22 protein-coding genes are annotated in these 23,104 nt (G+C 56.1%); 11 read left to right on the top strand and 11 right to left on the bottom strand.

Annotation, left to right across the window (positions count from 1 at the left end):
* The first annotated feature begins 223 nt into the window (after positions 1-223).
* Both ompR and RHM59_RS18210 read left to right on the top strand, forming a co-directional pair.
* Positions 224-964 (top strand): two-component system response regulator OmpR, encoded by a 741-nt coding sequence (ompR, locus tag RHM59_RS18205; RefSeq protein ID WP_322166557.1) that lies wholly within the window; start codon positions 224-226, stop codon positions 962-964.
* Between the two features lie 173 nt (positions 965-1,137).
* Positions 1,138-2,451 carry an ATP-binding protein gene (locus tag RHM59_RS18210; RefSeq protein WP_322166556.1) on the top strand — a complete coding sequence of 438 codons (1,314 nt, stop codon included), beginning with the start codon at positions 1,138-1,140 and terminating at the stop codon, positions 2,449-2,451.
* 125 nt (positions 2,452-2,576) lie between these two features.
* On the opposite strand, the gene rimK is transcribed toward RHM59_RS18210, so the two are convergent.
* The 3 genes from rimK to RHM59_RS18225 are packed head-to-tail and all read right to left on the bottom strand — an operon-like array spanning position 2,577 to position 4,760.
* Entirely contained in the window at positions 2,577-3,482 is a 906-nt protein-coding gene (gene rimK, locus RHM59_RS18215; protein WP_297835389.1) for a 30S ribosomal protein S6--L-glutamate ligase, read from the bottom strand.
* Positions 3,479-3,961, bottom strand: coding sequence for an ATP-dependent zinc protease (locus RHM59_RS18220; RefSeq protein WP_322166555.1), 483 nt, complete (start codon positions 3,959-3,961; stop codon positions 3,479-3,481). The genes rimK and RHM59_RS18220 overlap by 4 nt, the downstream gene beginning before the upstream one ends.
* Positions 3,962-3,977: 16 nt before the next feature.
* On the bottom strand, positions 3,978-4,760 hold the full coding sequence (locus RHM59_RS18225; RefSeq protein WP_322166554.1) for an EAL domain-containing protein: 783 nt from the start codon (positions 4,758-4,760) through the stop codon (positions 3,978-3,980).
* Positions 4,761-4,881: 121 nt separating this feature from the next.
* On the opposite strand from RHM59_RS18225, the gene RHM59_RS18230 reads away from it, so the two are divergent.
* Positions 4,882-5,289, top strand: coding sequence for an RNA-binding S4 domain-containing protein (locus RHM59_RS18230; protein WP_322166553.1), 408 nt, complete (start codon positions 4,882-4,884; stop codon positions 5,287-5,289).
* Here RHM59_RS18230 and RHM59_RS18235 read toward each other — a convergent pair.
* A complete protein-coding gene (locus RHM59_RS18235; protein WP_322166552.1) occupies positions 5,286-6,101 on the bottom strand; it encodes a phosphatase PAP2 family protein in 816 nt (271 codons plus the stop codon). The two genes, RHM59_RS18230 and RHM59_RS18235, sit on opposite strands and share 4 nt — an antisense overlap.
* Before the next feature lie 109 nt (positions 6,102-6,210).
* Here RHM59_RS18235 and hslO point away from each other — a divergent pair, with 109 nt between their 5' ends.
* Positions 6,211-7,113 (top strand): Hsp33 family molecular chaperone HslO, encoded by a 903-nt coding sequence (gene hslO, locus RHM59_RS18240; protein ID WP_322166551.1) that lies wholly within the window; start codon positions 6,211-6,213, stop codon positions 7,111-7,113.
* Positions 7,114-7,288: 175 nt separating this feature from the next.
* Entirely contained in the window at positions 7,289-8,833 is a 1,545-nt protein-coding gene (locus tag RHM59_RS18245; protein WP_322184596.1) for a phosphoenolpyruvate carboxykinase, read from the top strand.
* Positions 8,834-8,939: 106 nt separating this feature from the next.
* Here RHM59_RS18245 and RHM59_RS18250 read toward each other — a convergent pair whose 3' ends face one another.
* Entirely contained in the window at positions 8,940-10,070 is a 1,131-nt protein-coding gene (locus RHM59_RS18250; RefSeq protein WP_322166549.1) for a hypothetical protein, read from the bottom strand.
* 209 nt (positions 10,071-10,279) lie between these two features.
* Complete coding sequence (locus RHM59_RS18255) at positions 10,280-11,023, bottom strand: hypothetical protein (protein WP_322166548.1); 744 nt, start codon at positions 11,021-11,023, stop codon at positions 10,280-10,282.
* A 204-nt stretch (positions 11,024-11,227) separates the two neighbouring features.
* Here RHM59_RS18255 and RHM59_RS18260 point away from each other — a divergent pair, with 204 nt between their 5' ends.
* Both RHM59_RS18260 and RHM59_RS18265 read left to right on the top strand, forming a co-directional pair.
* Complete coding sequence (locus tag RHM59_RS18260; protein ID WP_322184597.1) at positions 11,228-13,162, top strand: RecQ family ATP-dependent DNA helicase; 1,935 nt, start codon at positions 11,228-11,230, stop codon at positions 13,160-13,162.
* Positions 13,163-13,193: 31 nt separating this feature from the next.
* A complete protein-coding gene (locus tag RHM59_RS18265) occupies positions 13,194-13,625 on the top strand; it encodes a thioesterase family protein (protein WP_322166546.1) in 432 nt (143 codons plus the stop codon).
* Positions 13,626-13,729: 104 nt separating this feature from the next.
* Here the strand turns inward: RHM59_RS18265 and RHM59_RS18270 are convergent, their stop codons facing one another.
* From RHM59_RS18270 to RHM59_RS18280, 3 genes are all read right to left on the bottom strand, one after another.
* The gene (locus tag RHM59_RS18270) at positions 13,730-16,066 is read right to left on the bottom strand and encodes an FdhF/YdeP family oxidoreductase (RefSeq protein ID WP_322184598.1); all 2,337 of its coding nucleotides are present in this window, start codon (positions 16,064-16,066) and stop codon (positions 13,730-13,732) included.
* Positions 16,063-16,902 carry a formate dehydrogenase accessory sulfurtransferase FdhD gene (fdhD, locus tag RHM59_RS18275; RefSeq protein WP_322166544.1) on the bottom strand — a complete coding sequence of 280 codons (840 nt, stop codon included), beginning with the start codon at positions 16,900-16,902 and terminating at the stop codon, positions 16,063-16,065. Before fdhD ends, RHM59_RS18270 begins: the two co-directional genes overlap by 4 nt.
* A 94-nt stretch (positions 16,903-16,996) precedes the next feature.
* Positions 16,997-17,884 carry a LysR family transcriptional regulator gene (locus RHM59_RS18280; protein WP_322166543.1) on the bottom strand — a complete coding sequence of 296 codons (888 nt, stop codon included), beginning with the start codon at positions 17,882-17,884 and terminating at the stop codon, positions 16,997-16,999.
* A gap of 162 nt (positions 17,885-18,046) precedes the next feature.
* On the opposite strand from RHM59_RS18280, the gene lysM reads away from it, so the two are divergent.
* Positions 18,047-18,493, top strand: a complete 447-nt coding sequence (gene lysM, locus RHM59_RS18285) for a peptidoglycan-binding protein LysM (protein ID WP_322166542.1) — start codon at positions 18,047-18,049, stop codon at positions 18,491-18,493.
* A 147-nt stretch (positions 18,494-18,640) separates the two neighbouring features.
* Here lysM and yrfG read toward each other — a convergent pair whose 3' ends face one another.
* Positions 18,641-19,303: a GMP/IMP nucleotidase gene (gene yrfG / locus RHM59_RS18290; RefSeq protein ID WP_322166541.1), complete on the bottom strand. Its 663-nt coding sequence runs from the start codon at positions 19,301-19,303 to the stop codon at positions 18,641-18,643.
* 99 nt (positions 19,304-19,402) lie between these two features.
* Here yrfG and nudE point away from each other — a divergent pair, with 99 nt between their 5' ends.
* Entirely contained in the window at positions 19,403-19,969 is a 567-nt protein-coding gene (gene nudE / locus RHM59_RS18295; protein WP_322166540.1) for an ADP compounds hydrolase NudE, read from the top strand.
* A gap of 50 nt (positions 19,970-20,019) precedes the next feature.
* Positions 20,020-20,814, top strand: coding sequence for a 3'(2'),5'-bisphosphate nucleotidase CysQ (gene cysQ / locus RHM59_RS18300; RefSeq protein WP_416195100.1), 795 nt, complete (start codon positions 20,020-20,022; stop codon positions 20,812-20,814).
* 55 nt (positions 20,815-20,869) lie between these two features.
* On the opposite strand, the gene RHM59_RS18305 is transcribed toward cysQ, so the two are convergent.
* A complete protein-coding gene (locus RHM59_RS18305; protein ID WP_322166538.1) occupies positions 20,870-22,033 on the bottom strand; it encodes an MFS transporter in 1,164 nt (387 codons plus the stop codon).
* A gap of 225 nt (positions 22,034-22,258) precedes the next feature.
* Between RHM59_RS18305 and RHM59_RS18310 the strand changes: the two genes are divergently transcribed.
* On the top strand, positions 22,259-23,098 hold the full coding sequence (locus RHM59_RS18310; RefSeq protein ID WP_322171257.1) for a DMT family transporter: 840 nt from the start codon (positions 22,259-22,261) through the stop codon (positions 23,096-23,098).
* The last annotated feature ends 6 nt before the right edge of the window (positions 23,099-23,104 follow it).

A 23,104-nucleotide genomic window follows, 5' to 3' on the forward strand; every position in this document is an offset into this window, starting at 1 on the left:
TGTGAACAAAAATATACGACTGTTTACAAGCGGCGTCGGCCAGAGTTGCCTGACTTCGCGGCGGCGCATTATACCCGGCGATCTACGATTAGGGGGATTGGAGCCTTTAACGGGCGTCGTGAGCAGCCGTTGCTGGCGGCGCAGGAAAAATCTGCTAACAATGCTTACAGTACGTAACTCGGTGGCTACGCCATAATGCGCGCCGAGATCAAAGGAGCATCTAATGAGCAGCATTGCACAAACTGCTGAAGGGGAAAAAATCCTCATCGTTGACGACGACCCAGGGTTAAGCAGCCTGTTAGAGCGTTTTTTTACGAGCAAAGGTTATCGCGCGCGTGCTGTAGCGAACGTCGAGCAAATGGACCGCCTGCTGGCTCGAGAGGTTTTTCACCTGGTCGTACTGGATTTGATGTTGCCTGGCGAAGACGGGCTTTCTGCCTGCCGCCGCTTGCGCGCTGCCAACAATCAGGTTCCTATCATCATGCTCACTGCCAAGGGTGATGAGTTGAGTCGTATCCGCGGTCTGGAGTTGGGTGCTGACGATTACCTGTCCAAGCCATTCAACCCCGATGAACTGATGGCGCGGGTCAAAGCTGTGCTGCGTCGTCAGACTACGCCGGTGCCTGGCGCCCCTGGCAGTGAAGACGAGTCCGTCACCTTCGGTGACTACGAGCTGTCGCTGGCCACCCGCGAGCTCAAGCGCGGCGATGAAGTGCACATGCTGACCACGGGCGAATTCGCGGTGCTCAAGGCGTTGGTCATGCATGCCCGCGAGCCATTGACCCGCGACAAATTGATGAACCTGGCCCGTGGTCGCGAGTGGGATGCGCTGGAGCGCTCCATTGACGTGCAGATTTCACGCTTGCGTCGCCTGATCGAGCCGGATCCGTCCAAGCCTCGTTATATCCAGACAGTCTGGGGTGTGGGTTACGTATTCGTTCCCGATGGTGCTGGAAACAAGTGATCTGCATTTTGTAGGAGCGAGCTGCTCAGCACGCCGAATCCTCGCCCCAACAGTCGATAGCCCTCTTAAGGGCTATCGACTGTTTTGGTGCGTGCGTTCACGCAGTTGACGCCGTTCGCGATTCGCCATTTCTGCGAGCCTGGCTCGCACCTGCAAAGTGTGTAGCTACTGCCATGAAAACGCCGCTCTGGTTCCCGCAAAGTTTCTTCTCTCGCACCCTATGGCTGGTGCTAATTGTCGTGCTGTTTTCCAAGGCACTGACCCTGGTTTATCTACTGATGAACGAGGACGTTCTGGTCGACAGACAATACAGCCACGGTGTCGCGCTGACGTTACGTGCCTATTGGGCTGCTGATGAGCAAGACCGTGGGGCAATTGCCGAAGCTGCGGGGCTGATTCGCGTGGTGGGCGGCGGTGTGCCGGAGGGCGAACAACATTGGCCTTACAGTGAAATTTATCAACGGCAAATGCAGGCTGAGTTGGGTGCGGACACCGAGGTGCGCTTGCGGGTGCATGCGCCACCGGCGCTTTGGGTTCGAGCCCCGAGCCTGGGTGACGGTTGGCTGAAAGTACCGTTGTACCCGCATCCATTACGAGGCCAGAAGATCTGGAGCGTACTGGGTTGGTTCCTTGCCATTGGTTTGTTATCCACGGCATCGGCTTGGATTTTCGTCAGGCAACTTAATCAGCCGCTCAAGCGTTTGGTGTTTGCTGCCCGCCAGTTGGGCCAGGGGCGTAGCGTGCGTTTGCCGATCAGCGATACACCCAGTGAGATGGCCGAGGTCTACCGCGCTTTCAACCAGATGGCCGAAGACGTTGAGCAGGCGGGGCAGGAACGGGAGTTGATGTTGGCCGGGGTTTCTCACGACCTGCGAACACCCTTGACCCGTTTGCGGCTGTCGCTGGAGTTAATGACGGACGAAAACGAGCTGACGGAGGGAATGGTTCGCGATATCGAGGACATGGACGCGATTCTCGATCAGTTTCTGGCATTCATTCGTGACGGACGCGACGAAAAAATCGAAGAAGTCGACTTGAGTGACTTGGTGCGGGAGGTGGTAGCCCCTTTCAATCATCCCACCGAGCAAATTCGTTTGTGCCTGGAACCGATCCCGCCATTTCCGCTACGCCGGGTTTCGCTTAAACGGCTGCTGAACAACTTGATTGGCAACGCGATGCATCACGCAGGTAATGGAATAGAAGTCGCCGCCTACGTATCGGGCGACGTCAATGCACCTTACGTTGTGCTGAGTGTGCTGGACCGCGGCATGGGCATCGATCCGTCAGAGTTGGAGGTCATCTTCAATCCCTTTATACGTGGCGACCGAGCGCGCAGCGGGAAAGGCACGGGTTTGGGACTGGCAATCGTCAAGCGAATCGCCGCTATGCACGGTGGCAATGTAGAGCTGCGAAATCGTTCAGGAGGTGGCCTTGAAGCCAGGGTGCGTCTGCCGCTGGGTCTGATGTTACCGAGGGACGCGGTTTAAGCTGAAGTGTGCAAATCGAAGTTTCTGTGGGACCGAATTCATTCGGGAAGCGGTCGGCGCGGTTGTCTGGGGCGCCGAGGTGTTGCTTTCCCGAATGAATCGGTCCCACAATTCCGGTGACCCTATCAACCCTTCCCTTTGGTCCGCGTCATGTGCGGGCCGCTGTTCTTCTCCAGGTACTCGATGATCATCCCTGCCACGTCTTTGTTGGTGGTGGTTTCGATGCCTTCCAGTCCCGGTGATGAGTTCACTTCCATAACCAGTGGACCGTGATTGGAGCGCAGTATATCTACGCCAGCGACGCTCAACCCCATCACTTTGGCCGCGCGAATGGCGGTCATACGTTCTTCGGGTGTGATCTTGATCAGGCTGGCGCTGCCGCCACGGTGCAGGTTCGAGCGAAACTCTCCCGGCTTGGCTTGGCGTTTCATCGAAGCGATCACTTTGTCACCCACGACAAAGCAGCGAATATCCGCGCCGCCTGCTTCCTTGATGTACTCCTGGACCATGATGTCTTGTTTAAGGCCCATGAACGCTTCGATCACCGATTCCGCCGCAGTGGCCGTTTCACACAGCACCACGCCAATGCCTTGGGTGCCCTCCAGGACCTTGATCACCAGTGGTGCGCCATTGACCATGCGGATCAAGTCCGGAATGTCATCGGGTGAGTGAGCAAACCCAGTGACGGGCAAACCAACACCTCGGCGTGAGAGCAATTGCAGCGAACGCAACTTGTCCCGCGAGCGCGCAATGGCCACTGACTCGTTGAGCGGAAATACGCCCATCATTTCAAACTGGCGCAGCACAGCGCAGCCATAAAACGTCACCGAAGCACCGATTCGCGGGATCACCGCATCGAAATCTTCCAGCGGCTTGCCGCGATAGTGGATCTGCGGCTTATGACTGGCGATGTTCATATATGCGCGCAGGGTGTCGATCACCACCATCTCATGGCCGCGGGCGGTACCGGCTTCGACCATACGACGTGTGGAATACAGACGCGGGTTACGCGACAGCACAGCGATCTTCATGCAACACCTGTGACAGAGATAATAGAGGCCGGAAATACCGGCTTTTCTTGAACGTATGTAATGCCCGGATTGACCACCAAATGGCCGTCGATCAAAGCTTTGGAGCCGAGTAGCAAGCGGTAGCGCATGGCTTGGCGGCAGGCCAATGTGAATTCCACCGGCCAGACCCGATCACCTAGCGCCAAGGTTGTGCGGATGACGTAACGAACCTGCGTGTGTCCGTTGGAGCTTTTTATGGTTTTCATGGCAACCAGCAGCGCTTCGCATCGGCGGTGGCGCAACTGAACCACTGTGCCGAGGTGCGCGTTGAAGCGTACCCATTTCTCGCCATCGCGTTCGAAGGGTTCGATCTCGGTCGCGTGCAGGCTGGATGTACTGGCCCCGGTATCAATTTTCGCGCGTAAGCCGGCCACGCCTAGAAGGGGCAGCGCCACCCACTCGCGAAGGCCAACGACCGTCAAATGATCAAATGTTTTCAAAGCGATTCCGTACGTTTCAAACTGCCTGCCAAGCGCCAGGGTTGATCTGGGCCAAGGCTTTGAATGCAGGCTTGGCGAACAAATAGCCCTGCATAAGGAATATCCCGCAGTCGGACAAAAAATCACGCTCTTCGACATGCTCGATGCCTTCGGCAATGACTGTAACGCCCAACTCTGCACACATTGTGACAACGCCTCGAACAATAGCCTGTCGAGGGCGATCCAGATGAATATCCCGAATCAGCGCCATGTCGAGTTTGATCAGGTCAGGCTGAAAGTCTGCTAGCAATGTCAGCCCGGAGTAACCCGCACCAAAGTCGTCAATGGCCGTCTTGAAGCCGAACTCGTGGTATTCACGCAGAATGTTGGTCAAATGGCGATTGTTATCTAAATACTCGCTTTCAACGGTTTCGAAAATCAGTTGGCTTAGCGGGAAATTGTGCGTTTTTGCTGCCTCAAGGGTGCTGCGAATACACAGTTCCGGGCGGTACACCGCGTTTGGCAAAAAGTTGATCGACAGGTGCTCACGCATCTTCAATCGCGCCGCGCCGGCTATCGCTTCAGTGCGGCAACGCTGGTCAAACCGGTAGCGGTTCTGCTCGTTGACTTGGCTCAAAATGGACATCGCCCCTTCGCCATGTATACCTCGCACTAGAGCTTCGTGGGCGAAGACTGAGCAATCACGCAGATCGACGATGGGTTGGTAGGCAAATGCAAAGTCGAAATCCAGCTCAGCGCTGTTTTGGCAGCCTTCGCATCCAACTTTAGGATGGGTCAGCGAAATCGGAAATTCAGTCACGTAGCACTCCTAGCGCCAAGGGGACCGTCAATGGGTTGAGCATTCTAGTCCGGGGATCGGTTTGACGCCTGCTATACGTCACGTAGTACAGTTCCGGTTGTCACTTTACTAAGGAGTTCTTATGGCACAAAAACAGGAAGAGGACGACAAAGTTCGGCTGGACAAATGGCTCTGGGCTGCGCGTTTTTTTAAAACACGAGCCTTGGCCAAGGCCGCGATTGAAAGCGGTAAGGTCCATTGGCGGGGCGAACGATGCAAGCCCGGCAAGGAGCCGCGTTTAGGGGACGAATACCAGATTCGAGCAGGGTTCGATGAGCGCTCGGTAGTGGTTCAAGCGTTATCGGCGGTACGGCGAGGTGCGCCTGAGGCGCACGCCCTGTACACCGAAACGCCGGAAAGCATCGTCAAACGTGAGCGCGCGGCAGCGTTGCGCAAGGCAGGTAGCCTCGGCATCACCACCGACGGGCGACCGACCAAGAAACAGCGTCGGCAGCTCCATCAGTTTCGCGGTTCAGGCAGTGATGATTAGCGGCCTCGGACGGTTGGAAACCTTACGACGCTCATGTGCTTGATCACCGGCAAATAGCTCAACGGCTTGAACAGGGACTCCGTTACGCGAAGCAAGAAACGTGAGGCATGGGCGGCAAGCGGCGTGTAATAGCCCCAGCCCAATGCCAGTGCGGCCATCGCAGCGCCGCCAATATAATCGTCCTGCCCCCAGTGAGCACCGGCGACCAAGCGCGGCAGCATGAACAGGAATGCCAAGCCCCAGATGACCAAGCGTTGACCGTTGGTCCGGCTAAACAGGGTTATGAACAGTGCCCAGATTAGTAACACAGAGGCGTGGTCGCCAGGGAAGCTTTGGTTCGAACTGTCCTTCAAGTCCAGCGCTTCGGGCAGGTTGGGGAAAAAAGCGCTCATGCTGAGCGCACCTGGAAGCACCACGGACGGGCTACTGTGCTGCCAGCCCATGTGCTTGACACTTTTTTCAAAAATCGTACGAATGATCAGCAGCAAGATAAGGATCGCAAGAAAGCCAAAGAAGGCCTGACGGACGTGAATGGCTTCGAACACCCAGTCACCTTTGATCAGCAGCGTCAGTAAAATCAGGCCAACGATGATATCGAAGGGTCGCATACTGGCGACTGTCCAAATGTAGAGCCACACTGTGCTCTCGGCCAGCGGGTGATTCAGCAGATGAAAAAGCCACTCGTCAAATTGGGTGAAAACGGCGTGGCCAGTGGGCCATAGCCAAAAACACATCAGCGCCAGAGCGAGTAGATTGCACAACAGCAGTCGGCTGATGTTCCACCTGGCCTGGAAGAGATCGGAATTGTTCATAAAATGCGCCCCATTGGCATGCTTACGGCAGCAAAAAAATTGCTAGATGTCAGGCGGCGCTTTATAAGCGCTTGTCATTACTTTGTCATCACTTCAGATACCTTTCCTTATGCATGATTTTCCGGATATTGATTACACACAGCGTTTTATTTTTGATGAAAGCGACGTTCGCGGAGAGCTGGTGGCGCTTGAGCGCAGTTACGCCGAGGTGTTGGCTAAACATCCGTACCCAGAGCCCGTTGCACAATTGCTGGGCGAAATGCTCGCGGCTGCGGCGCTGCTGGTGGGCACGCTCAAATTTGATGGATTGCTGGTGCTGCAAGCCAATTCCAGCGGCGCGGTTCCAATGCTGATGGTCGAATGTTCCAGCGACCGCGAAATACGTGGCATCGCTCGCTACGAGGAAGACCAGATCGTACCGGGTGCCGGGCTGCGCGACTTGATGCCGGATGGCATTCTGACGTTGACCATCGATCCACGTCAGGGCAAGCGCTACCAAGGCGCCGTGGCGTTGGACGGTGCCGATTTGTCTGAAAGCCTAACGTCGTACTTTGCTTTGTCTGAGCAGTTGGGAACACGCTTCTGGCTCAATGCCGATGGCTCTCGGGCACGGGGCCTGTTGTTGCAGCAATTGCCTGCCGACCGTTTGACTGATCCCGAAGACCGCGATGCCAGCTGGCAACACGTGACTGCACTGGCTGGAACCCTGACGGCTGAAGAGTTGCTCAGCCTGGACAATGAAACTGTGCTGCATCGTTTGTTTCACGAAGACGCAGTGCGCATGTTCGACATCCAGCCGTTGCAATTTCGTTGCAGTTGCTCCCGCGAGCGTTCGGCCAACGCCTTAGTCAGCCTCGGTGTGGAGGATGCGCAGCAACTGGTGATCGAGCACAACGGTGCCATCGAAATCGACTGCCAGTTCTGCAATCAGCGCTACCTGTTCGATGCCACTGACGTGGCGCAGATATTTGCCGGCGGTGGTGTGGATTCGCCGTCTCATACGCGGCATTAAACCGGGCTAAATGTCCTGAAACGCCCGTAGGGCCGCGTTATCGCCGTTCTGACAGGAGGGTTCTACCTTTTTTAAGCAGTTCTGGCATAATCCGGCCCACTTTTTCCGCTGTAGTAGTGTCAGAGTTTCTACTACAAAATGTTTGGAGCACCGGCCTGGGCCGACGGGGAACCTCATGACGCAAGCTAATAATGCCGTATACACCGATCTCAGCATCGATGATCTGGTTAAAGAAGCCTTGAACCGCGGTGAAGGCGAGCTTTCCGATACCGGCGCGCTGGTCGTGGAAACAGGCCATCGCACGGGTCGTTCGCCGGTAGACCGTTATATCGTTGAAGAGCCAAGCACTCAGGCCGCTATTGCCTGGGGCCCGATCAACCGTAAATTCCCTGCTGACAAGTTTGATGCCCTGTGGAATCGCGTTGAAGCATTCCTCGGTGAGCGCGAGAGTTTCGTTTCCCACGTCCATGTAGGCTCTGATCCAGCGCACTACCTCGCTGTGAAAATGACTACTGGTACTGCCTGGCACAACCTGTTTGGGCGTTGCCTGTTCATCAATCCGGAACAGTACAACCCTGCCGCCAAAACTGAATGGCAAGTCATTAATGCCCCAGAGTTCGTCTGCGAACCTGAGCGCGACGGCACCAACTCTGACGGCACTGTGATCCTCAACTTTGCAGCCAAAAAAGTGCTGATCGCCGGCATGCGTTACGCCGGTGAAATGAAGAAGGCGTTGTTTTCGGTACAGAACTTCCTGCTGCCAGCGGTCGACGTGCTGCCAATGCACTGCGCTGCCAACATGGGCGAAGAGGGCGACGTCACGTTGTTCTTCGGCCTGTCCGGCACCGGCAAAACCACCCTGTCCGCTGATGAAAGCCGTTACCTCATTGGCGACGACGAACATGGCTGGGGCGTAGGGGTTGTGTTCAACATCGAAGGCGGTTGCTATGCCAAGTGCATCGACCTCTCCGAGAAGAACGAGCCTGTCATCTGGAAAGCTATTCAGCACGGCGCTGTGCTGGAAAACGTGATCATCGACCCGGTGACCAAGAAAGCCGACTACGCCGATGACAGCCTGACTCAAAACAGCCGCGCCGCGTACCCGCGTGAACTGATCGAGAAACGCGCACCGAAAAACCTCGGTGGCGAGCCGAATGCTGTGATCTTCCTTACCTGCGACCTGACCGGCGTATTGCCGCCAGTGTCGATCCTCAGCGAAGAACAAGCGGCCTACCACTTCTTGTCGGGCTACACCGCGTTGGTCGGCTCTACAGAAATGGGTTCAGGCAGCGGCATCAAGTCGACGTTCTCAACCTGCTTCGGTGCGCCGTTCTTCCCACGTCCAGCGGGCGAATACGCTGAATTGCTGATCAAGCGCATTCGCGGTTTCGGCTCGAAAGTTTACCTGGTTAACACCGGTTGGACCGGTGGCGGCTACGGCGTTGGCAAGCGCTTCAACATCCCGACTACGCGCGGTGTGATTGCGGCCATCCAAAGCGGTGCATTGATCGGCGCAGAAACCGAACACCTCGCTACCGTTAACCTCGACGTGCCGAAACTGGTACCGGGCGTAGACACAGGGCTGCTCAACCCACGCAACACCTGGGCGGACAAAGCGGCGTACGACGAAGCGGCTAAAGCATTGGCCGGATTGTTTGTTGAGAACTTCAAGAAGTTCGATGTAAGCGATGCGATTAAAGCAGCCGGTCCAAAAATATAGTTAGTGGTGATATCAAAAAAAACCGCCTTTAAAGGGCGGTTTTTTTTTGAAAAATTCGGGGTCTTTCAATGTCGCATATACAACATGTTTAGCGTGTCTAAACCAATCAATGTAGATCTTTGTACGTTTCATTGGTAGCGGAAAGGCTGCCAGCAAGGCCTTTGGCCGGTTTGAACTGGTCGCCTTCAATCGCGGTGAAGTGCACGCCGTGAGCCCCGAACGTGACATACCGTTGGTTCTTTTCCTGCTCGGTAATCGCGGTATAGGACTGTTTGCGCATCGCAACGTAATGCTGCTCGCCGCGAACGATAGCGTCGTGGAATTTAGCAATTTCGGCTGCGCCTAAGTTTAATTTTTTATTCTGATTCACCCCCCAGCGCGTTAAGCATGTTTCAGCGAAGTGCCTGACGATCCTCCCGGGCTCATGCAGCATCTTTGGTCCTTCCGAGCCATTCAGAGCCGCATTACCGACGAGCGTTGCGTGGCGGCCCGCCATTGGATAGATATGGACTCGAGTGGATGGGTGGGTCGTAGGGATCACGCAGGAGAAACCTTTGGATCGTTCATCCCTGGCGTAGAAGCCTACGTACTCCGCGACGTTGCTACCCAAGGTTACTTTTTCCCCTTGGAAATTGAGCGCTCCGGGCACTGGATCAACGGCAAAGATATTCACCTTGATATGCTTGAGCTGACTGTCCGCCAACATCGCGTTAGCAAGCATATGGCAGCTAACGCCGCCACGGCTCCAGCCAACCAAGTTCACCTGGGTGGGAATAATGCCGCCCTGTCGGAAGATTTTGATTATTTGCTCCTGAAGTTGTTGAGGCGTAAGTTTTCGGTCGCCATAGTTATATTTTCTCCATAAATAAGAGCCGGTGACTTGAACCTCTTCGATTGGAATACCGGCGGCTTTGAGGACTTTGTAGTTTGCGGCCGTCAGTTCAGTACGCTGCCAATCACATTTCCCTTTGATCAGGTGCGCCGCATGTAAGACGTTCTCATGCCAACCTTTGCCGAAGAGCGTGCCGGACAGCCCATATTCTTTGGACTTGGTAAACATGTCATCGGCTTGGAGGTTACCGCTTCCAGGCCCGTCAATAATTGTCCAATCGACAAACTCTCTACCCGCGTTGTTAGCGGCCAAGCTTGAAATCAGCTCGCCGTCCCAATAACTTTTATTGATGGTGTCGAAATTGGTCGACCCTGTGCCGCAAAAATAGACAGTAAAAATACTCATGGTGTTAGTCTCGCTGTGTGGATTGAAAGGCGAGAATAAACAATTTTAGTTGGTTGTCATGTTGAGGTTTATTGCCGGATGTTTTAATAAAAAATTGAAGTTAGTTGTTTAGTTAAGTCTGTAGGATTTAACGTCTTTACAGTGCGGTATAACCGATAGGCAATGCTGGATTCTGGCAGAATTTGGTGTTTTAAAGAGGCTTTTAGTGTTCAGCCCGCAGGGTTAAAAGTCCCTGCGGCCCCGCAATACCGCTGTTGTGTAGCCTTGCTCTGTGCTTCTCGGTCGCTGTCCGAGCGTTTGGTCCATTCGCGACATTGTTCCTTGAAGAACACCTGCGCCGCTTTGCGGCATTCGCGGTGTTCAACGGTCGCGCCAGGGAAGTTAAAACAGACGCTGTCGTCTTCAATATGGTTGTTGTAGACCTTCCACTGCGAGCGGTAGCGATTGCGGCCATCCCATTCGCGGAGGTTGGCAGTAACGATTTCTACTTTCACAGTTCGTTGTGGAGCGTTGTTGTGTTGCAGGTCGGCTCTGAAGCCCGCCATGTAACTTTGCGAGACCATGCCCTGCGCTGGCAAAGTAGTGTTTGGACGCTCGATAGGCGCAGGCGTAGGGTGCGCTTCGTTCATGGGGGTTGGTCGAGGCTCAGCCGCACTTTTAACGACGGCTACAGGCACGGCGTCTTCGAGAGGAGCCATTGTTTCAGCGGGCTCAGGTTCGGCAATCACGACGCTTTTGGTGGGTTTATTCGTATGAAATAGAGTAGCCAGTGCATAGGCAGCAAGGCCCAAGACGGCAAGAATGATAAGGTTACGACCCCGCGAGCCAGCCGATGCAGGGCGCACCACCTTGCGTTTGCCGAGGGGTGAGCCGAGCACGATGTCGAATTGCTCAGGATTTAAGCGTTGAATGTGTGTCAGACCATCATCTTCCGGTCGTTTTTGATCTTCCATGCTGCTTCCTTTGCGGTGTAGCCATAATGCTCTGGTGTATCGTGCGGGAAGGGTAAACCGGCCTATGCCATTTTGCCAGCATGGTGCGGTCAGAGAATGCGATGAAACTTCCCGAGACGATCCAAAAATCCCAAGCGCTATATGCACTTCACAGCTTAGGGTTATGGTCTGGCGCCTATCTGGCAGTCAATGGAGTGGCAGCGTATGCATGAGCGTCTTGAACACGTGTTTGGCTATTCGCATTTTCGGCCTGGGCAAGAGACTGCGATTGGAGCGGTGTTAGCCGGGCGTTCGGCGGCGGCGATTTTTCCAACGGGGTCGGGCAAGTCATTGTGCTATCAGCTACCCGCGCTGATGCTGCCTCACCTGACACTGGTGGTGTCGCCTCTGTTGGCGTTGATTCAGGATCAGTTAGCGTTCTTGCAGCGCCACGGCATTGCTGCAGCCAGTATCGATTCGGCACAAAGTCGTGACAGTACCGCGCAGGTTATGGCGCGAGCCCGATCCGGCGAACTCAAAATCCTCATGATTTCTGTGGAGCGTTTAAAGAACGAGCGCTTTCGACATTTCATCGAACAGGTGCCGATTTCGCTGTTGGTCATCGACGAAGCACACTGCATATCTGAGTGGGGCCATAACTTCCGGCCGGATTACCTCAAGCTTCCGGACTATCAACGCCAATTCAATATCCCGCAAGCGTTGTTGCTGACGGCTACCGCGACGCCGAATGTCATCGCCGATATGCAGGCCAAATTCGCCATCGCTCCGGAGGACGTGGTGACGACCGGGTTTTATCGCCCCAATCTCAACCTATTGGTTGAGCCGGCTATGGGTCGAGACAAGCGGAGACGATTGGTTGAGTGGTTGGGTTCGCGTGTGGGCCAGCCCACTATTGTTTATGTCACGTTACAGAAAACCGCTGAATACGTTGCTGAGCATTTGACTCAGAACGGCTTGGCGGCCAGTGCCTACCATGCCGGTCTGCCCCACGATAAGCGTGAGTCAATTCAGCGGCAATTCATGGGCGGGCGACTGAATTGCATCGTTGCCACCATCGCGTTTGGAATGGGGATCGACAAGAGCGATATCCGTAACGTCGTTCATTTCGATCTGCCGAAATCCATTGAAAACTACAGCCAGGAAATCGGCCGCGCAGGGCGAGATGGTGCGCCCTCGGACTGCTTGGTGCTGGCTAACCGTGACAGCTTGAACATCCTGGAGAATTTCGTTTACGGCGATACGCCGGAATACCTTGGCATTCGGCATGTCATCGATGAGTTACTGAATGCAGCCAACGACGGGCAGTGGGAGTTGCTACTGGGCCCCTTGGCTGATCAGAGCAATATTCGCCAACTGCCACTAAAGACCTTGCTGGTGCAACTTGAGCTGCGCGGCATCATTGCGCCACGCTTCGCTTATTTCGCTGAATACCGTTTCAAGTTTCTGATGGAGCCGAAGCTTCTGTTGCAACGTTTTGAAGGAGAGCGGCGTCAGTTTGTCGAAGCCATTATCGAGACCTCCTATCAGGCAAGAACCTGGGCCACGGTTAACTTTGAGGCCTTGTATCAGCAGCATCAGGCCGAGCGTGGGCGAGTGGTTACTGCGCTGGATTACTTTCAGGAAAAAGGCTGGATCGAGTTAGAAAGCAAGTTGATGACCGAGGTCTACAGCTTGCTCGATATGAATTTCGACCCCGACGCGCTGGGCCATGAGTTGCATGAGTATTTCAAACAGCATGAAACCACTGAAGTGGCGCGCATCCACGCCATGCTTGATCTGTTCGCCACCGAGCGGTGCCTGAGTCATCGGCTCGCTGAGTATTTCGGCGATCTCCAGGCGCCCGAGCAGTGCGGGCATTGTTCGGTGTGTCATGGAAATATAGCCCGACTGCCTTCGCCGCCCGCATTGCCTGCCCTGGCTGAACAAAGTTTCGATGACCTGTGCGCTGAGTTTCTGCGCCGGCATTTGGATTACACCGGCTACGATCCTAGTGCTGACTGCCTGACCCGATTCCTCTGCGGTATCAGCATGCCGCTGTTCACCAAACTCAAAGCGCGGGGGATCAAGGGATTTGCGGCGCTGGAAAATTACCCTTATGCGCAGGTACGGGAGTGGACGCGGGGCGCAATGATTGAATAAGGCTGCATTCTTCCATCACTAGAGTCTGCTTATGACCGAGCAAAACCCGCAACGCGCTGATTATCGTCATTTCCAGCCGATCACCACCCGCTGGCACGATAACGACATCTACGGGCATGTGAATAACGTGACCTATTACAGCTATTTCGACACGGCGGTGAATAGCTATTTGATCGAGCGTGGCGGTCTGACTATTCATGACGGTGACGTGGTGGGTTTTGTGGTCAGTTCGTCGTGTGATTATTTCGCGTCGATAGCTTTCCCGGACTTGATCGACGTCGGCCTGCGCGTTGGCAAGCTGGGTAATAGCTCGGTTCAGTATGAATTGGCGGTGTTCAAGGCAGGGGAAGACGAAGCCTGCGCGGCAGGGCGTTTCGTCCATGTGTTTGTGGATCGGGCATCGAATCGCCCGGTGCCGATCCCAGATAAGCTGCGCGAGGCGTTGGAGCAATTAGTCCTGTAGGAACCAACTTGTTGGCCGGGCGGCGTCACGGTATACACCGCCTCGCCAACAAGTTGGCTCCTACAAAGGGCGGTGTTTACAGCGCGATAGCGGGGCGTTTAATCCTACAAAATTCGGGCACTGGCGCTGGCTGTTTCCAAGCGGATGGCGACGAACTTGGACGTAGGCGTACTGCTGCCATCCCCGACACTTTCCAGGGGGACCAGCGGGTTCACTTCCGGGTAGTAAGCGGCGGCTTGCCCAGCTGGGATGTCGAACGCCAGCAGCGTGAAGCCTTTGACGCGACGCTCCAGGCCGTCATTCCAAATTGAAATCAGGTCAGCTTTTTGTCCCGGTTTAAAGCCCAGGCGAATGATGTCGGCTTCGTTGGCGAACAACACGTCACGCTGACCTTTGACCCCGCGATAACGGTCGTCCAATCCATAAATGGTGGTGTTGTACTGATCGTGGGAGCGCATCGATTGCATGATCAAGTCCGGAATCTGACCCGTCGCTCGAACGTTTTCATGCACCAGATCCACGGGCAGGACGTTGGCCCTGAAGTTCGCTCGGGCTGTTTTGGTGTTCCAACGTCGTTCACCTGCCGCGTTGCCAAGGTAGAAGCCGCCTGGATGCTTCACGCGCTCGTTGAAGTCTTTGAAGCCGGGAATCGTGTCGGCAATCAGGTCGCGAATTCGGCTGTAATCGGCAGTTAGCCATAACCAATCCACGGGTTTGGTGCCCAGGGTTGCCGCCGCAATCCCTGCGATGATCGCGGGTTCCGAACGCATCTGTTTCGACAGCGGCTGCAGTTGGCCATTTGACGCATGGACCATGCTGAACGAATCTTCAACGGTCACCGCTTGCGGGCCGTCAGCCTGAATATCGATGTCGGTACGGCCGAAGCACGGCAGGATCAACGCTTGTTTGCCGTGGGTCAGGTGGCTGCGGTTGAGCTTGGTGCTGATTTGCACGGTCAGGTCGCATTTGCCCAGCGCCTTAACGGTACGCGAACTGTCCGGGGTGGCTTGGGCGAAGTTGCCGCCCAGGCCGATAAATACTTTGGAGTGCCCATCAAGCATTGCGTGAATGGCTTCAACCACGTTGTGACCATTGGTACGCGGCATTTTGAACTGAAAGCGTTTTTCCAGCGCATCAAGGAACAGCGTCGGTGGACGCTCATTGATGCCCATGGTCCGGTCGCCTTGCACGTTGCTGTGGCCACGTACTGGGCACAGGCCGGCGCCCGGTTTGCCGATGTTGCCGCGCAGCAGCATCAGGTTGGCAATTTCCTGGATGGTTGGCACTGAGTGACGGTGCTGAGTGATACCCATCGCCCAGCACATGATGACTTTTGTGCCTTTTGCGTACATCCGGGCAGCCGTTTCGATGTCGGTTAACGGCAAGCCTGACTGCTGAACAATCTCTTCCCAGGACGTGTCATCGATGGACGCCAGGTAATCGAGCACACCGTCGGTGTGTTCGTTGAGGAAATCATGGTCGAAGACCGGTGGCGCGTTGGCCGCCTGAGCCTCACGCTCCCATTGCAGCAGGTACTTGGCCATTCCTCGCAGCAGTGCCATGTCGCCACCCAATGCCGGGCGCAAGTACGCGGTGCTGGTCGGTTCTGAACCGTTGCTGAGCATTTCCAGTGGGTGTTGTGGATGTTGGAAGCGTTCCAGACCACGCTCTTTCAGCGGGTTAACACACACCACTTGCGCGCCACGCAGGACCGCTTCACGCAGGGGTTCGAGCATGCGCGGGTGATTAGTACCGGGATTTTGCCCTAGGATAAAAATCGCATCAGCGTGTTCGAAGTCGGCGAAGGTTACGGTGCCTTTGCCTACGCCCACGCTCTGCGCCAAGGCGACGCCACTGGCTTCATGGCACATGTTCGAGCAGTCAGGAAAATTGTTGGTGCCGAAAGAACGTACGAACAGCTGATACAAATAGGCCGCCTCATTGCTGGCTCGGCCCGAGGTATAAAACTCGGCCATGTCCGGGCTCGGCAGATTGCGCAGGTGATGGCTGATCAAGGCGAAGGCGTTTTCCCAACTGATCGGTTTGTAACGATCGGTCTCGGCGTCGTAGCTCATGGGCTCGGTTAAGCGGCCTTGGTATTCAAGCCAGTAATCGCTTTGCTCGCGCAGGGCACTGACGCTGTAACGGGCGAAAAAGGAGGCGTCGACACGACGTTTGGTGGCTTCCCAGTTAACCGCTTTGGCGCCGTTCTCGCAGAACTTGACCATGCCGCTTTCCGGCGAGTCGCCCCACGCACAGCCGGGGCAGTCGAAGCCGCCGTTCTGGTTAGTCTTGAGCATCATGCGGATGTTCTTCAGCGCGTTATCGCTGGTGAGCCATGCTTGCGTCACGCTCATGAGCGCGCCCCAACCACCGGCCGGTCCTTTGTACGGCTTGTAGCGCTTGACCGGAACTTTGTCGGCTTGGTGATGACTGCTCACGCTTGATTCTCCATCGCAGGGCTAAATACACGCGGCGCGCTGTGCTGCGGCAGGTGAATTAAATTGAGGTTGTGTCGACGTGCCCATTGCACCGCGAGGCCAGTGGGCGAAGACAGGCTGACCAGCGTCTGAATGCCTGCTCGCAGCACTTTCTGGATCAACTCCAGGCTGCATCGGCTGGTGACAATGGCGAGTCCGCCGGTCATGGAAATGTTCTGGCGGATCAACGCGCCAATCAGTTTGTCGAGAGCGTTATGCCGGCCGATGTCTTCGCGGCCCAGCAACAGCTCGCCGTTGCTGTTCATGAACAAGGCCGCATGGACGGCGCCGCAATGCTGGCCCAAGGGTTGGAACGCGCCGATACGTTGACGCAGTCCTTCCAGCCAGACCGCCGGCGGCAAAGGCGCACCGGGCAGCACCGTGAGTTCCGGCAGGGCTTGTTCCACCGCTTCTACGCCGCACAGTCCGCAGCCACTGGTGCCGGCGAGTTGGCGTCGCTGTTGCTTGAGGTTCCAGAACGCACGGCTGGCGATTTCCACCTGCGCGTGCTGCGCTGAACCTGAACCGCTGAGCTTCACATCGTAGATTTCGTCAGGCGAGGCAATGATGCCGCTGCCCAGGCTGAATCCCACGATGAAGTCTTCCAGATCGCTCGGTGTGACCAGCATCACGGCCTGGCTAATGCCGTTGTAGGCGATGGCCAAAGCCACTTCTTCGGCGAGTTCGGTGCGAGCGGAGTCTTCGCGCTCAAGGTTCGAGTAGCTGTAGGACTGACTGGCGGCAGGCGCAGGCGAATGCAAAGCTAGCGCCGTGCTGACCGTGCGCTTGGAAGGCATGGGAAAGTACCGGCATATTATGTATGCCTTAGCCTATGCCCGCTGCTGAATGGCGTCTAATCGCTACTACCAATGCGTTGATAGATGGCGTCGATCAAGGCGCATCAAGAATGCTTTGATAAGTGGCAAAACACGCTTCGGCCAATGCTGACCGTGGTGCGCTGCGGCGCATGAGCAAACCCAGCCGCGCCAAGGTGTGCGCATTGGCAATCGGTTGTAGGCGTAAGTGTTGGGTCAGCGTTTCGAAGCCGCCTTCAAGGGGCATGATCGCGCAACAAAATCCGCCGTGCACCGCTTGCAGCAGTTGGTGCACTGCGTCGGTTTGCAACATCGGTAATGGGTTCAGGCCACGGCTGTGGAAATTGTGATCAATGGACTGACGAAAATGCATACCGCTGGTTAACAGGCCCAGCGGCAATTCGATCAAGCTTTCCCAGCTCAGGGGTTCATCGCCAAAGTTGAAATGCCGCTGGTCATACAACAGCCCCATACGGGTTTGCGCCAGAGACAAAGAATCAAAACGCTCGCTGTCCAGTCGTTCTAGGTACGACACGCCCAAATCGAGCTGATTGTTCGCCAGTTGCTCCAGTATTTGTTCGGAACTGAGTGACGACAATTCGAAGCGCAAATTTGGATGCAAGGTGTGCAGGCGCTGCATCAACACCATCGGATCGAAACTCGACAGCGGCACCACGCCCAGCCGCAGCGTCCCGACCAGATGCCCCCGGCACGCAGCGGCTTCGGCCTGTAACCCCTCATAAGCGGCCAATACCGTTCTGGCCCACGCGAGCACTCGTTCACCCGGCGCGGTAAAACCTTCAAAGCGCTGCCCCCGATTGACCAGCGGCAAGTCCAGCTCTTCTTCCAAGCTACGCAGGCGCATGGACAGGGTCGGCTGAGTGATGTGACACCGTGCCGCCGCTTGGCCGAAATGTCGGGTCTCGTCGAGGGCGATGAGGAATTTGAGCTGTTTGATGTCCATCTTCACTCCGATGCGTTTAGCAGGCGGCTGATTCTAGCGCGCTCTGGCTATCGGATGGGTGAACCGCAATTGGTCGGAACCCTCGGCTGACCCGTCTGTTCGAACTAAAGTTATCAACGCGGACATGACGTTCGTCCTTCTAAAAACGCAAGGAGAATAAGCATGAGTATTTTTAGTTTTCTGAAAGAAGCAGGAGAAAAGATTCTTGATGCAGTAACGCCAGGCAACGCGAATGCCGATGAAGTGCTAAAAAAACATATCGCTGACGTGGGCTTGGGTAACCCCAATATCCAGACCACCGTCGATGGCAGCACGGTAACAGCAACTGGCGAGGCGGCTAGCCAAGAGGAAAAAGAGAAGATTTTGGTGACGCTGGGTAATATTCAAGGAGTAGAAAAAGTCGATGACCAGATGACCCTCGCCGCCGGAGCAGCACCTACGACAGCATCGCGCTTCGAGACCGTACAGAAAGGCGACACACTCAGTGCCATCTCGAAAAGGGTGTATGGAGATGCCAACAAGTATCAAAAGATATTCGACGCCAATAAACCCATGCTCAAAGACGTAAACAAGATTTATCCGGGGCAATCGCTACGGATTCCTGAGTAATCTCTAGCTAAATGTAGGCGCGCGCTTGCCCGCGATGGAGCGCGAAGCGGTCCCAACCGACGACCCCATTGCAACTGAAAGAATCGAGTCGCGGGTTTACGACTGCTGCGCAGCCGATCGCTGGCAAGCGCGCTCCTACAGGACTGCTCAAAGCCCGACGATCAATTCCCGGTAATCCCCGACGGCGGAAAATTCTTCGGTGTCCTTCGGACCTTTATGGCTGTCGGGCTCGCTGACGGCCAGTAGGTGGGCAATGCCGAATCGCTGAGCGCTGCGCAGAATCGGCAGGGTATCGTCGATAAACAGGCTGCGGCTTGGCTCGAAGTCTATGTCGGCGTGTAGCGCGGCCCAGAACTGCGGGTTCTCTTTGGGGAAACCATAATCATGGGAGCTGATCATGCGTTCGAAGTAGGGCGCTAGCTGGACGCGCTCCATCTTTAATGACAGCGAATCGCGGTGCGCATTGGTGATCATGATCACCCGTTTGCCCGCAGCTTTGATCGCGGCCAGAAAGGTTTCAGCGTCAGGGCGCAGGGAAATCAAGTCGGCGGTTTCCAGCTTCAGGTCTCGCAGCGACAGCTTCAGCTCGGCGCTCCAGAAGTCCAGGCAGTACCAATTCAGCGTACCGGCATTCTTTTCGAACAGCGGCTGTATTTCCAGTTCGGCCATGGCTCGGCTGACCCCATGCAGGTCGGCATAGCGCTGTGGCAAGTGTTCCATCCAGAAATGGTTGTCGTAATGCAAGTCGAGCAAGGTGCCATCCATATCGAGCAGAACGGTATCAATGTCGCGCCAGGGTAAAGAAGGCATTTGAGATTCTCGTGCAGTGAATGAATAGCGTTGTCATTTCCGACACAGACAATCGGAAAAGCCACGGTATAGTACCCCGTCCACGCCAAGGAGCCCGTCATGCGCCAGAAACCCACCGTCCTCGCCCGCGAAATCGTCGCCAGTAGCCGTTTGTTCTGCGTTGAAGAGCTGCAACTGCGCTTTTCCAACGGGGTCGAGCGCACTTACGAGCGTCTGGTTAGCCGGGGCCCCGGATATGGCGCCGTGATGATCGTTGCGATGCTCGATTCCGACCACGCGGTGTTGATCGAGGAGTACTGCGGCGGGATCGACGAATACGAGCTTTCCCTGCCTAAAGGTCTGATCGAACCGGGTGAAGACATTTTGGCTGCCGCCAATCGCGAGCTAAAGGAAGAGGCGGGCTATGGCGCTCGCCAGCTTGAGCACTTGACCGAGCTGTCGTTGTCGCCCGGCTATATGAGTCAGAAAATTCAAGTGGTATTGGCCACTGACCTTTATGAAGAATCCTTGCCGGGAGACGAACCCGAGCCGATGCGGGTTGATCGCGTCAACTTGCGCGAGCTGTCCAGCTTGATCCAACACCCGCAATTCAGCGAAGGACGTGCCTTGGCCGCGCTGTACCTGGTGCGGGACTTGTTGACCCAGCGCGGGGACTTTCAGCCGTGACTAACGTGTTTTCTAACTTGCCCCATCCGTTGTTGGCGCCCGTTATAGAGATGGTGCGACGTGCCGGTGAAGTGATCCTGCCGCATTGGCGCGCGGACGTTGCAGTGGTCACCAAAGCTGATGAGTCACCGGTGACGGCGGCGGATTTGGCCGCTCATCACCTATTGGTCGCTGGCTTGCAGGCATTGGCGCCGGACATCCATGTGTTGTCCGAAGAAGACGCCGACATTCCTTTGAGCGAGCGTGCCACCTGGGAGCGTTGGTGGCTGGTCGATCCGTTGGATGGGACCAAGGAATTCATTTCTGGCAGCGAAGAGTTCACGGTCAATATCGCCCTGATTGAACGCGGCCGTGTGGTGTTTGGCGTAGTGTCGATGCCCACCAATAACCGCTGCTATTTTGGCGGTGCGGGTTTGGGAGCATGGCGCAGTGATGATGAACACCATCTGATGCCGATCAAGGTGCGTGAGGTACTGGCGGCAGACGAAGCGTTCACCGTTGTCGCCAGCCGTCGCCATACCAGCCCGGAGCAGGAGCGTTTGTTGGCCGGGTTGTCGCAAAGCCTGGGCGAGTTGCAACTGACGAATATCGGCAGCTCGTTGAAGTTTTGTTTGTTGGCCGAAGGCGCCGCCGATTGCTACCCGCGACTGGCGCCCACCTCGCAATGGGACACTGCGGCCGCTCAAGGGGTGCTTGAAGGCGCGGGCGGCGAAGTGCTCGACCTGTCCGGTGAAGTGTTCAGCTACCCGCCACGTGAATCGCTGCTGAACCCGTTTTTTCTGGCCTTGCCTGCTAAAGCAGCATGGCGCGGGAAACTGTTGGAGCTGGCCAAACAAAATCTGTAGATACCGTCTTGTTGGTGAAAGGCAGACTGTACAGTTTCTTTGGAGGCGCCGGCTATCAAACACCCACCGCCTGGGCATGACGCCGTTGCAGGTAGATGTAGAACAGCGCGGTCAGCACGGTCAGTACGGCGAGGGCAGCGCCGGTCCACGGCAAGTCGGCCAGGTTCGAGCCGCTGCCGACCACCAGGCCGCCGACCCAGGCGCCCGCCGCATTGCCGAGGTTAAAAGCACTTTGGTTGAGCGTCGACCCCAAGTTCGGGGCGTCACTGGCCTGATCGATAATCAGCAGCTGCAAGATCGGACACAGCGCGAACGCTACCACACCCCATATCAATAGAGTGATCGCGGCCGGAATCACCGAATGCGCGGTCTGGCTGAACAGCGCCACGACCAACACTACCGCCACTGACATTCCCACCAGCGAGGGCAACAAACGGCTATCAGCCAGCTTGCCGCCGAGCATGCTACCGCCGGTCAGCCCCAATCCAAACAGCAGCAGCATGAGGGTCACGCCGCGGGGGCCGACACCGGTCACGTCGTGCAGAATCGGCGCGATATAAGTGAAAACGCTGAACAGACTGGTCGACGCCAGCACGCTCATCGCCAATGCCAGCAACACATTGGGTTTGCCCAGGACGCGAAACTCGATGGCTAGGTTGGTTTCTTCCATGGCGATGTGGTTCGGCAGCCAGATCATCTGCGCCACGACCGCCACCATGCCAATCGCCGAGACCGCCCAAAACGTTGATCGCCAGCCCGCGTATTGACCAAGTGCCGTGCCCAGCGGTACGCCCAAGACGTTAGCCAAGGTCAAGCCGGTGAACATCAGCGCAATGGCCTGCGCCCGTTTGTTCGGCGCGACCAAGCCGGCGGCCACTACCGAGCCGATGCCGAAAAAGGCACCGTGGCACAAGGCGGTAATGACCCGCGCAGCCATTAGCGCAGCGTAGGTCGGCGCCAGCGCACACAAAATATTGCCAAGGATGAACATCAGCGTCATGCCGAGCAAGGTGGCTTTGCGCGGCATGTTGGCAGTAGCGACCGCAAGGATCGGCCCGCCAAACACCACGCCAAGCGCGTAGCCGGTGATCAGCAATCCAGCGCGGGGAATGCTGACGTGCAGGTCGCCGGCGACATCGGGCAGCAATCCCATGATCACAAATTCAGTGGTGCCAATGCCGAATGCGGCAACGGCCAGTGCAAGCAAGGCGAGTGGCATGTGTCTATTTCCCGTGTGTAACCTTGACGCCTGAGCAAGCACACGCATGCGACCGGCTCACTCGATCAGGTGATCGACGAGTGCATAAACGCAGGCTTATTAGAATAGTTTGAGTGCGCAACTGGGTACGGCGTAATAGTGGTTAGTATATGCAGCAACTGAAATATGGCGAATCGAATCCTCAGCGGACGCTTTTCTATAACCCTGTTTAACAAGGAAGCCCCAGTGCTGGCAACGGCTCTAGTGTTAATTGCGGCAGTGCTGCATGCCACCTGGAATACCTTGATCAAGTTCAGCGGCGAGCGCCTTCTGGTCATCGCCAGCATGGACGCTGTGGGGCTGGTGTTCGCTGTGTTGATGGTGGCTTTTGTTACCCCACCCCCCCTTGAGGTCTGGCCGTGGCTGCTGGCCTCAGCGGCGTTCGAGCTGGTTTATCGGGCTCTGTTAATCAGGGCGTACCGGGTCGGAGATTTGGGCTTGGTCTATCCGTTGATGCGCGGGCTGTCGCCGTTGGTGGTGTTGGGGTTAACGCTGCTCTTTGCGGGGGAGCAACTGAGCGCCCAACAAATCCTCGGCATCTTGCTGATTCCGTGCGGCATGGTTTGCTTGCTGTGGCACGGTGGCGGTGGCGAACGGTTGCCTTGGTCGATGCTGCCGGTGGTTGGCTTGATTGGTCTGTGCATCGGTTGCTACACCTGGATCGATGGCCAAGCACTCAAGCGCGGCGCCGGTGCGCTGGATTATCTGGTGTGGTTGACGTTGATCAGTGCTTGGCCTTTTCCAGTGCTGGCGGTGTGCAACAAGCGCTCTGCGTTTACTGCGTTTTGGCGTGAGCAATGGCGGTTGGGGTTAAGCGTCGGGTTGTGCGTGTTGTTCAGTTACGCCCTGGTGCTATGGGCCATGCAAATTGGTTCGGTGGCGGAGGCGGCAGCCCTGCGCGAAGTCAGCGTGGTGTTGGTGGTGCTGTTAGGCATGCGTTACCTGAAAGAACCTTTTGGTCGGCCCCGACTCATAGCCTGTGGGCTAGTGTTGTCTGGGATGCTTTTAATGAAATTAAAACTATAAGGATGG

Origin of the sequence: Pseudomonas sp. MH10, assembly GCF_034353045.1 — a bacterium.
Lineage (GTDB): Bacteria > Pseudomonadota > Gammaproteobacteria > Pseudomonadales > Pseudomonadaceae > Aquipseudomonas.

Excerpts from the sequence above, each read along its gene's own strand:
- ompR (WP_322166557.1), top strand. The coding sequence starts at position 224 with ATGAGCAGCATTGCACAAACTGCTGAAGGGGAAAAAATCCTCATCGTT.
- RHM59_RS18210 (WP_322166556.1), top strand. The coding sequence starts at position 1,138 with ATGAAAACGCCGCTCTGGTTCCCGCAAAGTTTCTTCTCTCGCACCCTA.
- rimK (WP_297835389.1), bottom strand. The coding sequence starts at position 3,482 with ATGAAGATCGCTGTGCTGTCGCGTAACCCGCGTCTGTATTCCACACGT.
- RHM59_RS18230 (WP_322166553.1), top strand. The coding sequence starts at position 4,882 with ATGGCACAAAAACAGGAAGAGGACGACAAAGTTCGGCTGGACAAATGG.
- RHM59_RS18235 (WP_322166552.1), bottom strand. The coding sequence starts at position 6,101 with ATGAACAATTCCGATCTCTTCCAGGCCAGGTGGAACATCAGCCGACTG.
- hslO (WP_322166551.1), top strand. The coding sequence starts at position 6,211 with ATGCATGATTTTCCGGATATTGATTACACACAGCGTTTTATTTTTGAT.
- RHM59_RS18245 (WP_322184596.1), top strand. The coding sequence starts at position 7,289 with ATGACGCAAGCTAATAATGCCGTATACACCGATCTCAGCATCGATGAT.
- RHM59_RS18250 (WP_322166549.1), bottom strand. The coding sequence starts at position 10,070 with ATGAGTATTTTTACTGTCTATTTTTGCGGCACAGGGTCGACCAATTTC.
- RHM59_RS18255 (WP_322166548.1), bottom strand. The coding sequence starts at position 11,023 with ATGGAAGATCAAAAACGACCGGAAGATGATGGTCTGACACACATTCAA.
- RHM59_RS18260 (WP_322184597.1), top strand. The coding sequence starts at position 11,228 with ATGCATGAGCGTCTTGAACACGTGTTTGGCTATTCGCATTTTCGGCCT.
- RHM59_RS18265 (WP_322166546.1), top strand. The coding sequence starts at position 13,194 with ATGACCGAGCAAAACCCGCAACGCGCTGATTATCGTCATTTCCAGCCG.
- fdhD (WP_322166544.1), bottom strand. The coding sequence starts at position 16,902 with ATGCCTTCCAAGCGCACGGTCAGCACGGCGCTAGCTTTGCATTCGCCT.
- RHM59_RS18280 (WP_322166543.1), bottom strand. The coding sequence starts at position 17,884 with ATGGACATCAAACAGCTCAAATTCCTCATCGCCCTCGACGAGACCCGA.
- lysM (WP_322166542.1), top strand. The coding sequence starts at position 18,047 with ATGAGTATTTTTAGTTTTCTGAAAGAAGCAGGAGAAAAGATTCTTGAT.
- yrfG (WP_322166541.1), bottom strand. The coding sequence starts at position 19,303 with ATGCCTTCTTTACCCTGGCGCGACATTGATACCGTTCTGCTCGATATG.
- nudE (WP_322166540.1), top strand. The coding sequence starts at position 19,403 with ATGCGCCAGAAACCCACCGTCCTCGCCCGCGAAATCGTCGCCAGTAGC.
- cysQ (WP_416195100.1), top strand. The coding sequence starts at position 20,020 with ATGGTGCGACGTGCCGGTGAAGTGATCCTGCCGCATTGGCGCGCGGAC.
- RHM59_RS18305 (WP_322166538.1), bottom strand. The coding sequence starts at position 22,033 with ATGCCACTCGCCTTGCTTGCACTGGCCGTTGCCGCATTCGGCATTGGC.